The sequence below is a fragment of the Streptacidiphilus monticola genome, from assembly GCF_042658505.1.
Classification (GTDB): Bacteria; Actinomycetota; Actinomycetes; order Streptomycetales; family Streptomycetaceae; genus Streptacidiphilus; species Streptacidiphilus monticola.
Map to the genome: position 1 here is coordinate 70,033 of NZ_JBHSQJ010000023.1, position 13,324 is coordinate 83,356.

Sequence of the window (13,324 nt, forward strand, 5' to 3'; positions counted from 1 at the left end):
GAGGTCCCGGCGACTTGTTCGTACAACTGACATGCGGCCTTAGCATTCCGGAAGCGAAGCGTTCCCGGCCTCCTGGCGGGATGGTGCCGCCCTCACCCGCACCACAGGAGGTCGTCCCCCATGGCGCCGTCGTCCGTCAACCGCCGCCGGTTCCTGCAGCTGTCCGGCGGCACCGCCGCGGCCACGCTGCTGAGCCAGAGCATCGCCCGCGCTGCGGCGCTGCCCGCCAACCGGCGCACCCGCAGCATCCGCGACGTGGAGCACGTCGTGATCCTCATGCAGGAGAACCGCTCCTTCGACCACTACTTCGGCACGCTGCGCGGCGTCCGCGGCTTCGGCGACCCGCACCCGGTGGCCCAGCCCAACGGCAAGCCGGTCTGGTACCAGTCGGACGGTGCGAAGAGCGGGGCCAAGGACGTGCTTCCGTTCCACCCGGACGCCGCCGACCTGGGCTCCGCGTTCCTGGAGGACCTGCCGCACGACTGGAACAGCGGGCACAAGGCGTTCAACGGCGGCCGCTACGACCAGTGGGTGCCCAACAAGTCGGCCACCACCATGGCCCACCTGACCCGCCAGGACATCCCCTTCCACTTCGCCCTGGCCGACGCGTTCACCGTCTGCGACGCCTACCACTGCTCGCTGATCGGCCCCACCGACCCCAACCGCTACTACCTGTGGACCGGTTGGACCGGCAACGACGGCAAGGGCGGCGGCCCCGTCATCTCCAACGCCGAGGCCGGCTACGACTGGACGACGTACCCGGAGCGGCTGGAGCAGGCCGGAATCAGCTGGAAGATCTACCAGGACATCGGCACCGGCCTGGACGCCAACGGCTCCTGGGGCTGGACGGACGACGCCTACATCGGCAACTACGGCGACAACTCGCTGCTCTACTTCCACCAGTACCAGAACGCCAAGCCCGGCGACCCGCTCCACGACAAGGCCCGTACCGGCACGAACGCGGCGGCGGGGGAGGGGTACTTCGACCGGCTGCGGGCCGACGTCAAGGCCGGGACGCTGCCGCAGGTGTCCTGGATCGTCGCCCCCGAGGCCTTCACCGAGCACCCCAACTGGCCGGTCAACTACGGCGCCTGGTACATCGCCCAGGTCCTCGACGCGCTGACGAGCGACCCCGAGGTGTGGGCGCGGACCGCCCTCTTCATCACCTACGACGAGAACGACGGCTTCTTCGACCACGTGGTGCCGCCGTTCCCGCCGCTGAACGACGCGCAGGGCGGGTCCACGGTGGACACGGCGAACGAGCTGTACGGGGCGACCGCGTCGAGTACGCCGGCCCCCTACGGCCTCGGCCAGCGGGTGCCGATGCTGGTCGTCTCGCCGTGGAGCAAGGGCGGCTACGTCTGCTCCGAGGTCTTCGACCACACGTCGGTGATCCGCTTCCTGGAGACCCGGTTCGGCGTCCACGAGCCCAACATCTCCGCCTGGCGGCGCTCGGTCTGCGGCGACCTCACCTCCGCGTTCGACTTCACGCACGCGGACGGCTCGGTCCCGCCGCTGCCCGACACCAGCGGCTACCGGCCCAAGGACCGCGACCGGCACCCCGACTACGTCCCCACCCCGCCCGCCGACCCGCGCTTGCCCCGGCAGGAGCCGGGCACCCGTCCGGCCCGTCCGCTGCCCTACGACCTGGCGGCCGACCTGCGGGTGGACCGGGTGGGCGGACGGATCGGCGTGGCCTTCGCCAACCACGGCCGTGGCACCGGCGCCCACTTCCTCGCCACGTCGGGCGCGCTCACGGGCGGCCCGTGGAGCTGGACGGTGGGCGCGGGCGACACGCTGGACGCGGCGCTGACCATCCCCGGCAGCGCCTACGACGTCACCGTGCACGGCCCGAACGGCTTCCTGCGGCACACGGCGGGAGTGCTCGGCCGGACCGAGGTCGAGGTGACGGCCCGTCACCAGGCCGACGGGCGCGTGCTGGTGACGCTGCGCAACGCCGGGGCCACGACGGTGGAGCTGCGCGTCGCGGACGCCTACCGCCCCCACGCCGTCGCGGAGCACCACCGCCTGCGCCCCGGCGCCCGCCTCCGCCTCCGCCGCGGCGGCCCCGGCTGGTACGACCTCACCCTGACCGCGGACGCTGACCCGGCGTGGCGCTACCGCCTCGCGGGCCACGTGGAGACCGGCCACCCCAGTGTGAGTGATCCGCGCCTGGGCTGATCGCCGGACGCCTGCGGGCGGGCCGGGCCTCCGGCCCGCCTCCGGCCCGCCTCCGGCCACCCTGCCGAAGGGGCGAGCTGGCGACCCATCCGGGTCCGGGCTGCGCCACCCCGCCTTCTCCGGCTGCGCAGCGACAGGGCGGCCCGGGACGTGGTGCCCGGGCCTCCGGCCCGCCCCCGGCCTCCATGCCGAAGGAGCGAGCCGGCGACCCATGCGGGTCCCGGCTGCGCCACCCCGCCTCCTCCGGCTGCGCGGTGACCGGCCCGGCCGGGATGTGATGCCGGGACCCCGGCCCTGCCGGACGGGAGCGGTGTCAGGCCCGGGGACGGGGGGTAACCGCAGGCGAAGGAGCTGTGTCGGGGAGACCGGAGACCACCCATGACCGAGGACGAGATCACGCTGAAGGCCATCGCCGCACTCACGGCCGTGCGCGGGGGCGTCGAGGCCGAGTACGTCTCGGAGCTGCTGGAAGAGGTGATCCCGGACCACTTCGTCATCCCGGCGGAGGCCGAGCCGCAGGAGGTCGGCCTGGCGGTCCTCAACCAGCTCTCGGGGCCGCTCAGCGCCCTGGTCACGGGCTTCGTCCTGGCTTTCCAGGCGCTCGCGCAGGCCTACGACCGCACCGACCCCGACGCGGACGCCGACGGCGTCCTGCAGGCGTTGGCGCTGGCCATCGCGCGCGAGACCACCTGACCGGACGTGACGCCCCGTCAGGGGCGCGCGGGAGGCGCTCCGTCCGGGAGCGGCACCGTGGGCGTCCGTGCGCCCGCAGCAGGGCGAGCGGCCGTGGCCGGGGCGTCAGCAGAGGTCGGCGTCCTTCGCGGGCGGCGTCGTGGCGGGCGGGTCGAGGAACCAGTCGCAGGCGGCTCCCGCCACCTGTTCCAGGGCGCCCGGCTCCTCGAAGAGGTGGCCCGCGCCGGGGACGACAACCACGCGGCGCGGGGCGGTGAGCGCCTCCGCCGCCGCCCGGTTGAGCCGCAGGACCTCCAGGTCGTGACCCCCGACCAGCAGCAGCACCGGGGCCCGGACGCGGCCCAGCGCCTCCAGGCCGGCCAGGTCGGGGCGGCCGCCACGGGAGACCACGGCCCGCACGCGGGCGGGGCCTTCGGCCGCCGCGCGCACCGCCGCCGCCGCGCCGGTGCTCGCGCCGAACAGGCCGACCGGAAGCCCGGCCGTGGCCGGGCGGTTGCCGAGCCAGTCGACCGCCGCGGCCAGCCGGGACGCGAGCAGGCCGATGTCGAAGCGGAAGTCCCCGGTCATCGCGTCGAGCCGCTCCTCGCGCTCGGTGAGCAGGTCCAGCAGCAGCGTCCCCAGCCCGGCCTCCTGCAGCGCGGACGCCACGGCCCGGTTGCGCGGGCTGAACCGCGAACTGCCGCTCCCGTGGGCGAAGACGACGACGCAGGACAGGCCGGCGGGCAGCACCAGGTCGCCCCGGACCTCCTGCTCCGGGACGCCGATGGCGACCTCGTGGACGACGGTGGCGGACACGGCGGCCACCTCCCTCAGCCGGTCCTGCCGCGCCTGCCCCCGGCTCCGCTTTCCGAAACGCCGTGCGCGCGGCGGCGGACCCGCCCGAGCCGGCAGCGGCGGTGTCCCCGGCCGGGACGGGGGTAGCCGCTGCGGAGAGGGCCGGAACCAGGTCCGGAGAGGACCGGGCGAACCAGGAGGTGACCGGACGATGCCTGCCACCGGCACGCTGGCCGAGTACCACCGGCGGCGCGACTTCGAGCGGACGCGCGAGCCCCGCGGCGCGACCCCCGCCGCCAGCGGCGGCGCGACCCCCGTCTTCGTGGTGCAGATCCACGACGCCAGCACCATGCACTTCGACTTCCGGCTGGAGGCCGACGGCGTGCTCAAGTCCTGGGCCGTGCCGAAGGGGCCGTCGACCGACCCGCACGACAAGCGGTTCGCCACGCCGACCGAGGACCACCCGCTGGAGTACCGGTCGTTCGAGGGCCGCATCCCCGAAGGGGAGTACGGGGCGGGCAGCGTGATCGTCTGGGACGAGGGCACCTACCGCAACCTCACCACCGACCGCGACGGACGCGAGGTCCCCTTCGGCCGGGCCCTGGAGCAGGGCCACGTCTCCTTCTGGCTCAACGGGCACAAGCTGCACGGCGGTTGGGCGCTCACGCGGATCCGGCAGGAAGGTCGGCGCGAGGCCTGGCTGCTGGTCAAGGAGGCCGACCGGCACGCCCGCGGGGGCGGCACGCCCTCGCCGCAGCGGGCCCGCTCCGCGCTCAGCGGCCGGACGCTGCGTCAGATGGCCGGCGGCGCGGCCGAGGAGGGCGGCCGATGACGGCCGCCCAGCCGTTCCGGGCGGGCGGACGGACCGTGGAGGTCGGCCGCCCGGACAAGCCGCTGTTCCCGGCCGACCACGTCACCAAGGCCGACCTCGCCGCGTACTACCTGGCGGCGAGCCGCCGGATGCTGCCGGGGCTGCGCGGCCGCCCGCTGATGCTGGAACGGCATCCGGACGGCATCGACGGACACGCCTTCATGCAGAAGGACGTGCCCGACTACTTCCCGGACTGGATCCCCAGGGCCCAACTGCCCAAGCAGGACGGCACGGTGAGCTACCCGCTGTGCGAGAGCGCGGCCGCCCTGGTCTACCTCGCCGACCAGGCCTGCACCACCGTGCACCGGTTCCTGTCCCGGGCCGACCGGCCCGACTGCCCCGACCTGATGGTCTTCGACCTCGACCCGTCAGGCTCCGACTTCCGCTGGGTCCAGGAGGCCGCGCTGCAGCTGCGCGCCCTGTTGGAGGACGAGTTGGGCCTGGTGACCCAGGTGATGTCCACCGGTTCGCGCGGCCTGCACGTCATCGTGCCGCTCAACGGCCGGGCGGGCTTCGACGAGGTCCGCTCCTTCGCCCGACGCGTGGCGGACGTGCTGGCCGACCGCCACCCGGACCGACTCACCACCGCCGCACGCAAGAAGGACCGCGGCGGCCGGATCTACCTGGACACGCAGCGCAACGGCTACGCCCAGACCGCCGTCGCTCCCTACAGCGTCCGGGCGCTTCCGGGCGCGCCCGTCGCCGCCCCGCTGACCTGGGAGGAGGCGGCGGACCCGGAGCTGGCTCCGCAGCGGTGGACCCTGGCCTGCGCGGACGAGCTGCTCGCCCGCAATCCCTGGCAGCGGCCGCCGCGCGGCCGCTCCCTGGACCCGGCCGCCCACAGGCTGGAGAAGCTGGAGGCGGCCTGACGCCGCGTCACGGCGCGGAGTTCTTCACCTGCGGGAAGAGGGCGTAGGCGGCCCGTGGGGTGGCGTAGCAGTTGTATCCGGAGGGGCCGGTTCCGCAGTACATCTGATGGTGCGGTGTCCCCGGCTCGGGGGTGGCCATGGCACGCTGCCCGGCCGCGCTGTTCCGCATCCCGAGGCCGACGGGGATGTTCTCGACGTCGCCGACCTGCGCGCAGTCCTTGGCTCCCGCCGCGGTCTGGTGTGACGCGCCTGCCAGGGCTCCGGTTGCCGCGCCGGCGGTCGTGCGGCTGCTGTGCGGCGCCGGGCTGCCGGTGCCGGCGGCGCGGGAGGCGCCCCTGCCGACGGACGCGGACGCGGACGCGGACCCTGTTCCGGCGGGGGCGGCGGCCGCGGACACGGCCTGGTCCTGGGCGATGGCGTGGAAGAGGGCGGTGGCCCCTGCCGCCGGCACGAGGTTCTTGCCCACGTACCCGGTCTGCATGGTGACGAAGGTGATCCGGTCCGTCGGGACCTTGTGGATGTCCCAGGCGAGGCTGGCCAGCTTCGACAGGTCCTTGATCTTGTCATCCACCCGGAGCGAGGTGACGACGCCGCTGGTCAGCGAGAGGATCTTGGTGGGGTCGGACACCGCCCCCGAGGACTCCAGCTGCTTGATCGCCGAGGCGAGGAACTGATGCTGGGTGCCGGTCCGCTGGAGGTCCGAGCCGTCGTTGAAGGCGTCGCGGGTGCGCATGAACTGCAGAGCGGGCTGGCCGGCGAGCATGTGGTGCCCGGCGGTGAGCTTGAGGCCGGAATTGCGGTCGTAGACGTCCGAGCTGACGCAGACCGGGACGCCGCCGATGGCGTTGGAGACGGCCACCACGCCGCCGAAGTCCACCTCGATGAAGTGGTCGATGGGTATTCGGGTGGCCTTCTCCACCGCGTCCACCTGGCAGCCCGGGCTCGTCTGGAGCGCAGAGTTGATCTTGTTGGTGCCGCCCCCGGCGCAGGCGGGCAGCGGTACGTCCAGGTCGCGCGGGATGCTCATGACGGTGGCGTTGCTGCGGTCCGCGGAGACGTGCAGCACCATCTCCACGTCCGCGCGCTGGCCGCCGGCCCCGCCGCAGGTGCTGCCGCCGAGCTTGCAGTCCTGCTGGGACAGCCGGCTGTCCGAGCCGATCACCAGCACGTTGATGGGGGAGCGGCCGAACCGGTCCACGATCTCCTGGGGCGCGCCGGTGGCACTGTCACCGGAGGCGTGCAGCGAGGAGCCGGACAGCTTGCTGTTCAGTGACTGGTACTCGTAGTAGCCCGCGCCGAAGCAGAGCAGCACGATGCCGGCGACGGACCAGACCACGACGCGGCGGGTCCGACGGCGCTGCCGACGGCGTGCGGCCTTCCGTGCGGCCGCGCGTCCGGGCGTGGTTGCGCCCCGTTCGTCCGACATGCGTTGTTCCTCCTCCATGCGTCTGCCAACTGGTGCTGCGCACTACAGACTTGACGCACCGGCGGACGGTTCCCGTTTCAGCGTGCGGATGTTGCGTCGAGCAGGTCGCCGATTCCACGCGGGGAGAGGAGATGGCGGGTCGCCAGCCGGGCGGAGCCGAGGACTCCCGCGCGCTCGCCGAGGACGGAGGTCTCGATCCGCAGGCTGCGGGTGGCCAGGGGCAGGGCCCGGCGGTAGACCTCGCCGCGGATGTCGGCGAGCAGGTCCTCGTGCAGCTGGGCCAGGACGCCGCCGACCACGATGGTGTCCGGGTTGTGGAAGGAGACCAGCGAGGCCAGCACCTCGCCGATCCGCCGCCCGGCCAGCCGGACCTGGCGGCGGGCGACGGGATGACCCTCGGACACCAGCCGGACGACGTCGCGCGCGCCGCGCGCCTCCAGACCCTCGGCGCGGAGCGCGGCGGCGAGCGCCGAGCCCGAGGCGACGGCCTCCACGCAGCCGGCGTTGCCGCAGTGGCAGAGCACGCCGTCGTGGCCGGGCAGCCGGATGTGGCCGATGTCGCCCGCGGCGCCGGAGGCGCCCCGGTGCAGCACGCCTCCGGAGACGATGCCGCAGCCGATGCCGGTGCCCAGCTTCACGTAGAGCAGATGGTCGGAGGCGCGCCGGTGGACGTACTCGCCGAACGCCATCATGTTCACCTCGTTGTCGACCAACACCGGTGCCGTGTAAGCGCCTTGGAAGAAGGCCGGCACCCGGTAGCCGTCCCAGCCCTGCATGATCGGCGGGCGCACCACGGTGCCGCTCTCCGCCTCGACCGGGCCGGGCAGCCCGATGCCGATCGCCCGGACGCTGCCCAGCGGCCGTCCGGCCTGGTGGCACAGCGACTCGATCTGCGTGGCGACCTCGCCCAGCACGCGCTCAGGCCCCTCGTTGACGTCGATCGGGGCTTCGGTCTCGGCCAGCACCCGGCCGCCGAGCGTGGTCAGCGCGGTCCGCCGGTGGGTGGCGCCCAGGTCCACGCCGATGACGAGCACCCGGTCCGGGGCGAGGTCGAGCGTGTAGGGCGGCCGGCCGCGCTCGGTGGTCTGCGGCGCCGACTCGACCAGGACGCCGCGCTCGATCAGCAGGTCCACCCGCTGGGCCACGGCGGAACGGGACAGCCCCGTCGTCGCGCTCAGGGAGCCGCGGGTGTCCGCCACGCCGTCCGCGACCAGGCAGGCGAGTTCGCTGAGTGCGACCAGCCTGCGTTCCTCCGCCGAGTTGCCCGCCTTCGCGACCACGCGCCCCTCCTCCTGTCGCGGACGACGCTGATACGTCATCTGCCTCACCGACACCAGCGCTCTTTATAACGGAAGTTGGTCGAATGATGCCTCTTGTCAGGCATAAATGGGCCCACTTACCGTCGTCTGCGGCCGAAGTCGGCCGGACTCAAGGAGGACGCATGCAACCGCTGCGCATCGCGATCGCGGGCACCGGCATGATCGGCGCCGTGCACGCGGACGCCGCCCGCCGCGCCGGGGCGCGGGTGGTGGGCGTCGCCGCGTCCACCCCGGAGCGCGCCAAGGCGGCGGCGGTCCGGCTCGGAGCGGAGCGATCCTTCGACCACGCCGACGAGTTGGCCGCCGCGCCCGACGTCGATGTCGTCCACGTGTGCACGCCCAACGCCCTGCACGGGCCGCTGGTGCGCCGGGCGCTCGCCGCCGGCAAGCACGTGGTCTGCGAGAAGCCGCTGTCCACCGAGCTGTCCGACGCACTCGAACTCGCGGACCTGGCAAGGGAGTCGGGTCTCGTCAACGCGGTCCCGTTCGTCTACCGCTACCACGCCATGGCGGCCGAGGCCCGGCACCGGGTGCGCGGCGGCGCGATCGGCGACGTCCGGCTGCTGCACGGCCACTACCTGCAGGACTGGCTCTCCGGCCGGGCCGACGACAACTGGCGCGTGGACGCGGCGGTCGGCGGCGCCTCCCGGGCCTTCGCCGACATCGGCTCGCACTGGTGCGACCTGGTCGAATGGGTCTCCGGGCACCGGATCGCCGCACTCACGGCGGTGGTGCAGACGGCTGTGCCCGAGCGTCCCGCCAGCGGCTCGGTGAGCACGGAGGACGTGGTGCACGTGCTGCTGCGCACCGACCGCGGCGCCACCGGAAGCCTGGTGGTCTCACAGGTGTCACCGGGTCGCAAGAACCGGCTCTGGTTCGAGATCGACGGCGCCGAGCACAGCGTCGTCTTCGACCAGGAGAACCCGGAGAGCCTGCTGCTCGGCGGCCGCACCCGCACCGAGACCGTCGTGCGCGACCCCGGCACGCTCTCCGCGGAGGCCGCCCGGCTGAGCCCGGTGCCGGCCGGTCACCCCCTCGGCTACCGGGACTGCTTCGCCGCGTTCGTCGCCGACGTCTACGAGGCGGTGCGCCGGCACCCGACGGACGGCGCGCCGGACCGCCCGCTCCACCCGACCTTCGCGGACGCCGCCCGCACCGCCCGGATCACCGACGCCGTGCTGCGCTCCGCCCACTCCCGCTCCTGGATCGAGGTGCGCTGATGAAACTCGGCTTCCTGACCGCCTGCCTGCCCGAGCTGTCCCTGCCGGACATCGCCGCCTGGGCCGCGACCGCCGGCTACGAGGCGCTGGAGGTCGCGGTCTGGCCCTCGACGGGCGGCCGCGACTTCGAGGCCAGCCACCTCGACGTCGCCCGGCTCGGCGCCGCCGACGCCGAGGAGGTGACCCGACTCTTCGACAAGCACGGCCTGTCGCTGTCCTCCCTGGCCTACTACGAGAACAACCTGCACCCCGACGAGGACCGCCGGGCCGAGATCGCCGCGCACCTGCGCCACGCGATCGACGCCGCCGCGCTGCTCGGCGTCGAGACGGTGGGCACCTTCATCGGGCGGCACCCCGGCCTCTCCGTCAGGGAGAACGTGGCCCTCGCCGAGCGGGTGCTGCCGCCGTTGGTGGAGTACGCCGGGGAACGCGACGTAAAGATCATCATCGAGAACTGCGTGATGGAGGGCTGGCACCCGGACGGGTACCCCGGCAACATCGCCTACTCGCCCGAGCTGTGGGAGTGGATGTTCTCCCTCGGCCTCTACCTCAACTACGACCCGTCGCACCTGCTCTGGCTCGGGATCGACCCGGTGACCGCCCTCCGCCCGTACGTCGACCGCGTCCTGCACGCCCAGGCCAAGGACGCGCAGCTCGACCCGGCCGCCCGCAACCGCTTCGGGTTCTTCGGAAAGACCGTCAGCCGCGAACACCCCTGGGACGAGGGCTGGTGGCGCTACCGCGTGCCCGGCCGCGGCCAGGTCGACTGGACCGGCGTGGTCGACGCCCTGTACGAGGGCGGGTTCGCCGGCGTGCTCTCGGTCGAGCACGAGGACCCGGTCTGGTCCGGGTCCGAGGCCCGGGTCAAGCAGGGCCTCGAGATCGCCCACCGCACGCTGCGGCCACTGATCACCGGCTGAGCCGGGCACGTGGATCGACGGGCAGCAGAACCCGCAAGCACCCGATCGACGAGCAGCCGAACCCACGAGCACCCGATCGACGAGCAGCCGAACCCACGACCACCACGAGGGGAGAGACGATGTCCCGTCCACTGAGCGTCCAGCTCTACACCGTGCGCGACCTGATCGCCGAGGACCGCGACGGGGTGCTGCGGCGCCTCGCCGACCTGGGCTTCGGCGCGGTCGAGCCGTTCCAGCCGACCGAGGACCCGCAGGGCTTCCGCAAGGTCGCCGACGACCTCGGCCTGCGCGTCTCCGGCGCGCACGCCATGGGCCTGCTGGACCCGGACCCCGGGCCGGTGTTCGAGGCCATCGCCACGCTCGGCACCGACCTCGCGATCGTGCCCGCGGGCATCCCCGCCGAGGACTTCACCAGCCACGACGGCCTGGCCCGCACCGCCGACCGGCTCAACGCGCTGGCCGAGCGGGCGGCCGCGCACGGCCTGCGGCTCGGCTACCACAACCACTGGTGGGAGTTCGAGCCCGTGCTGGAGGGCCGGCACGCCCTCGAGGTGCTGGCCGACCTGCTCGCGCCCGAGGTGTTCCTGGAGGTGGACACCTACTGGGCGGCGGTCGGCGGTGCGGACGTGCCGGCGGTGCTGCGCGGTCTGGGCGACCGGGTGCGGTCCCTCCACGTCAAGGACGGTCCCGCGGTCAAGGGCGAGCCCAACGTCGCGGTCGGCTCTGGTGTGATGCCGGTGCCCGAGGTGCTGGCAGCGGCCCAACAGGCCTGGCGGGTGGTCGAGTTCGACTCCTGTGCGACCGATTTGATGGCCGCGCTCGGCGCCAGCGTGGCCTACCTCGACGCGCTCGCCGAGGGGGAGGCCGCATGAGCCGCACCGGCCCGGTCGGGCTCGCGGTCGTCGGCGCGGGCAACATCAGCGGCCAGTACCTGCGCAATCTGACGGCCTTTCCGGACGTCGAGGTGCTCGCGGTGGCCGACCTCGACGACCGCCGGGCGGCGCAGGCCGCGGCGGAGTACGGCATCGGGACCGCGTGCTCGCCCGCGGCGGCGCTGGAGATCCCCGAGGTCGAGATCGTCGTCAACCTGACGGTCCCCGCCGCCCATGCGCAGGTCGCGCTGGCCGCGCTGCGCGCGGGCAAGCACGTGTACGGCGAGAAGCCGCTGGCGCTCGACCCGGAGAGCGGGCGTGCGGTGCTCGCCGAGGCGGCGGCGCGGGGGCTGCGCGTCGGCAACGCGCCGGACACCTTCCTCGGCGCCGGCATCCAGTCGGCGCGGCGCGCGGTCGAGGCCGGACTGATCGGCGAACCCGTGGCGGCGACGGTCGCGTTGGAGAGCATGGGCCCCGAGGGCTGGCACCCGGACCCGGCGTTCTTCTACCTTCCCGGCGCGGGCCCGCTGTTCGACATGGGCCCCTACTACCTCACCGCGCTCGTCTCCCTGCTCGGGCCGGTGTCCTCCGTGGCCGCCACCGCGCGCATGGCGCGGCAGCGCCGCGTGGTCGGCTCCGGCCCGCTGGCCGGCACCGAGTTCCCGGTCGAGGTGCCCACGCACGTGACCGCGCTGCTGGAGTTCGCCGCGGGCTGCGGTGCGAGCACGGCGTTCAGCTTCGACTCCCCGGCGGGGAAGCAGCTTCTCGAACTGGGCGGCACCGAGGCGACCCTGGCCCTGCCCGACCCCAACACCTTCGGCGGCCCGCTGCGGATCCGCGGGCCGAAGGACCGCGAATGGCGCGAACTGCCCCTGTCCGGCACCGAGGCGGGCCGCGGCATCGGCGTCGTCGACCTGGCCCGCTCGCTGCGGGCCGGCCAACCCCACCGCGCCTCGGGCGAGTTGGGCCTCCACGTGCTCGACATCATGGCCACGATCGTGGCCTCCGCCGCGGAGGGCAGCTTCCAGAAGGTGACGAGCGTCGTCCCCGCGACGGATGCCCTTCCGGCGAGCTGGGACCCCTCGGAGGCCACCCTCTGACACGACGTGGCGCCCCTCCCGGCTGACGGGATCGGTGCCCCGGTGCCCCGGTGCCCCGGACCCCGGGCCCCCGGGCCGGGGGCGGCGCGGCCTTGCGGGGCACCGCCGGCGTGGGCCCGCGTGCACGCCGCCCGGGCGGCGTCGGCGCTCCCGACCGTGTGGGGGACGCCTGCGGCCGGCGTTCCGGCGGGACTCACTGCCAGGCGGTTCCAGGGCGCGGCACCGCCGGCCACCGTCGACGCGGCGTCAGCCGAGGTCGTCGAAGACCGCGGTCACGGGGGCGTGGTCGGACCAGCGTTCGGGGTGGGAGGGAGCCCTTTCGACGTGGGCCGCAAGGGACTTGGCCGCGAGGCCGGGGGTGGTCATGATGTAGTCGATCCGCCAGCCGGCGTCGTTGTCGAAGGCGCGGCCACGGTAGGACCACCACGAGTAGGGGCCCGGGCCCTCCGGGTGGAGGCGGCGGACGACGTCGACGTAGCCGGCCTCGTCGAGGACGCGGCCGAGCCAGGCGCGTTCCTCGGGGAGGAAGCCGGCGTTCTTCTGGTTGGTGCGCCAGTTCTTGAGGTCGACCTCCCGGTGCGCGATGTTCCAGTCGCCGCAGACCACCACCTCGCGGCCGGCCTCCTCGGCGCGCTTGCGCAGCGACTTGAGGTACTCCAGGAACTCGGCCATGAACCGCTCCTTCTCCTCCTGCCGCGGGGTGTCCACCTCCCCGGAGGGCAGGTAGAGGCTCGCCACGGTCAGCCCGGGCAGGTCGACCTCCGCGTAGCGGCCCGTCGTGTCGAACTCCGCCGAGCCGAAGCCGACCCGGCGGGCCAGCGGCTCCTGCCGGGTGAGCACCGCCACACCCGCCCTGCCCTTGGCCGCCGTCGAGGGGGCCCACAGCGTGTGCCAGCCCTCGGGCTCGCGCACGTGCTCGGCGAGTTGCAGCGGCTCGGCGCGCACCTCCTGGAGACAGATGACGTCGGCGGAGGTGGCGGTCAGCCACTCGACGTAGCCCTTGCCGGAGGCGGCGCGCAGGCCGTTGACGTTCGCGGTGGTGATGGTGAAGCTCATGGCGGACATTGTGCCCTTCCGGT

At 73.8% G+C, this 13,324-nt stretch carries 12 protein-coding genes; 8 read left to right on the forward strand and 4 right to left on the reverse strand.

What is annotated here, in order from left to right; genetic code table 11:
* Window positions 1–120: 120 nt before the first annotated feature.
* Both ACFP3V_RS07735 and ACFP3V_RS07740 read left to right on the forward strand, forming a co-directional pair.
* Window positions 121–2,181: a phosphocholine-specific phospholipase C gene (locus ACFP3V_RS07735; RefSeq protein WP_380581181.1), complete on the forward strand. Its 2,061-nt coding sequence runs from the start codon at window positions 121–123 to the stop codon at window positions 2,179–2,181.
* 378 nt (window positions 2,182–2,559) lie between these two features.
* Window positions 2,560–2,874 (forward strand): hypothetical protein, encoded by a 315-nt coding sequence (locus ACFP3V_RS07740; RefSeq protein WP_380581183.1) that lies wholly within the window; start codon window positions 2,560–2,562, stop codon window positions 2,872–2,874.
* Window positions 2,875–2,979: 105 nt separating this feature from the next.
* On the opposite strand, the gene ACFP3V_RS07745 is transcribed toward ACFP3V_RS07740, so the two are convergent.
* A complete protein-coding gene (locus tag ACFP3V_RS07745) occupies window positions 2,980–3,669 on the reverse strand; it encodes a dienelactone hydrolase family protein (protein ID WP_380581185.1) in 690 nt (229 codons plus the stop codon).
* A 190-nt stretch (window positions 3,670–3,859) separates the two neighbouring features.
* On the opposite strand from ACFP3V_RS07745, the gene ACFP3V_RS07750 reads away from it, so the two are divergent.
* A complete protein-coding gene (locus ACFP3V_RS07750) occupies window positions 3,860–4,480 on the forward strand; it encodes a DNA polymerase ligase N-terminal domain-containing protein (RefSeq protein WP_380581187.1) in 621 nt (206 codons plus the stop codon).
* Window positions 4,477–5,388 carry a non-homologous end-joining DNA ligase gene (gene ligD, locus ACFP3V_RS07755; RefSeq protein WP_380581189.1) on the forward strand — a complete coding sequence of 304 codons (912 nt, stop codon included), beginning with the start codon at window positions 4,477–4,479 and terminating at the stop codon, window positions 5,386–5,388. The genes ACFP3V_RS07750 and ligD overlap by 4 nt, the downstream gene beginning before the upstream one ends.
* A gap of 7 nt (window positions 5,389–5,395) precedes the next feature.
* On the opposite strand, the gene ACFP3V_RS07760 is transcribed toward ligD, so the two are convergent.
* Both ACFP3V_RS07760 and ACFP3V_RS07765 read right to left on the reverse strand, forming a co-directional pair.
* Window positions 5,396–6,814 carry an LCP family protein gene (locus ACFP3V_RS07760; RefSeq protein ID WP_380581191.1) on the reverse strand — a complete coding sequence of 473 codons (1,419 nt, stop codon included), beginning with the start codon at window positions 6,812–6,814 and terminating at the stop codon, window positions 5,396–5,398.
* A 77-nt stretch (window positions 6,815–6,891) separates the two neighbouring features.
* Entirely contained in the window at window positions 6,892–8,094 is a 1,203-nt protein-coding gene (locus ACFP3V_RS07765) for an ROK family protein (RefSeq protein WP_380581193.1), read from the reverse strand.
* 161 nt (window positions 8,095–8,255) lie between these two features.
* On the opposite strand from ACFP3V_RS07765, the gene ACFP3V_RS07770 reads away from it, so the two are divergent.
* The 4 genes from ACFP3V_RS07770 (at window position 8,256) to ACFP3V_RS07785 (ending at window position 12,245) form a co-directional block, all read left to right on the forward strand.
* On the forward strand, window positions 8,256–9,353 hold the full coding sequence (locus ACFP3V_RS07770) for a Gfo/Idh/MocA family protein (protein WP_380581195.1): 1,098 nt from the start codon (window positions 8,256–8,258) through the stop codon (window positions 9,351–9,353).
* Window positions 9,353–10,273 (forward strand): sugar phosphate isomerase/epimerase family protein, encoded by a 921-nt coding sequence (locus ACFP3V_RS07775; protein ID WP_380581197.1) that lies wholly within the window; start codon window positions 9,353–9,355, stop codon window positions 10,271–10,273. The genes ACFP3V_RS07770 and ACFP3V_RS07775 overlap by 1 nt, the downstream gene beginning before the upstream one ends.
* A 119-nt stretch (window positions 10,274–10,392) precedes the next feature.
* Entirely contained in the window at window positions 10,393–11,145 is a 753-nt protein-coding gene (locus ACFP3V_RS07780) for a sugar phosphate isomerase/epimerase family protein (protein WP_380581199.1), read from the forward strand.
* Window positions 11,142–12,245 (forward strand): Gfo/Idh/MocA family protein, encoded by a 1,104-nt coding sequence (locus tag ACFP3V_RS07785; RefSeq protein WP_380581201.1) that lies wholly within the window; start codon window positions 11,142–11,144, stop codon window positions 12,243–12,245. The genes ACFP3V_RS07780 and ACFP3V_RS07785 overlap by 4 nt, the downstream gene beginning before the upstream one ends.
* Window positions 12,246–12,491: 246 nt before the next feature.
* Here ACFP3V_RS07785 and ACFP3V_RS07790 read toward each other — a convergent pair whose 3' ends face one another.
* The gene (locus ACFP3V_RS07790) at window positions 12,492–13,301 is read right to left on the reverse strand and encodes an exodeoxyribonuclease III (protein ID WP_380581203.1); all 810 of its coding nucleotides are present in this window, start codon (window positions 13,299–13,301) and stop codon (window positions 12,492–12,494) included.
* Window positions 13,302–13,324 lie beyond the last annotated feature (23 nt).

What these genes read in the sequence shown, in the direction of transcription:
- ACFP3V_RS07785 (WP_380581201.1), top strand. Translation starts at nt 11,142, where the DNA reads ATGAGCCGCACCGGCCCGGTCGGGCTCGCGGTCGTCGGCGCGGGCAAC.
- ACFP3V_RS07775 (WP_380581197.1), top strand. Translation starts at nt 9,353, where the DNA reads ATGAAACTCGGCTTCCTGACCGCCTGCCTGCCCGAGCTGTCCCTGCCG.
- ACFP3V_RS07735 (WP_380581181.1), top strand. Translation starts at nt 121, where the DNA reads ATGGCGCCGTCGTCCGTCAACCGCCGCCGGTTCCTGCAGCTGTCCGGC.
- ACFP3V_RS07750 (WP_380581187.1), top strand. Translation starts at nt 3,860, where the DNA reads ATGCCTGCCACCGGCACGCTGGCCGAGTACCACCGGCGGCGCGACTTC.
- ACFP3V_RS07770 (WP_380581195.1), top strand. Translation starts at nt 8,256, where the DNA reads ATGCAACCGCTGCGCATCGCGATCGCGGGCACCGGCATGATCGGCGCC.
- ACFP3V_RS07780 (WP_380581199.1), top strand. Translation starts at nt 10,393, where the DNA reads ATGTCCCGTCCACTGAGCGTCCAGCTCTACACCGTGCGCGACCTGATC.
- ACFP3V_RS07790 (WP_380581203.1), bottom strand. Translation starts at nt 13,301, where the DNA reads ATGAGCTTCACCATCACCACCGCGAACGTCAACGGCCTGCGCGCCGCC.
- ACFP3V_RS07740 (WP_380581183.1), top strand. Translation starts at nt 2,560, where the DNA reads ATGACCGAGGACGAGATCACGCTGAAGGCCATCGCCGCACTCACGGCC.
- ACFP3V_RS07760 (WP_380581191.1), bottom strand. Translation starts at nt 6,814, where the DNA reads ATGTCGGACGAACGGGGCGCAACCACGCCCGGACGCGCGGCCGCACGG.
- ligD (WP_380581189.1), top strand. Translation starts at nt 4,477, where the DNA reads ATGACGGCCGCCCAGCCGTTCCGGGCGGGCGGACGGACCGTGGAGGTC.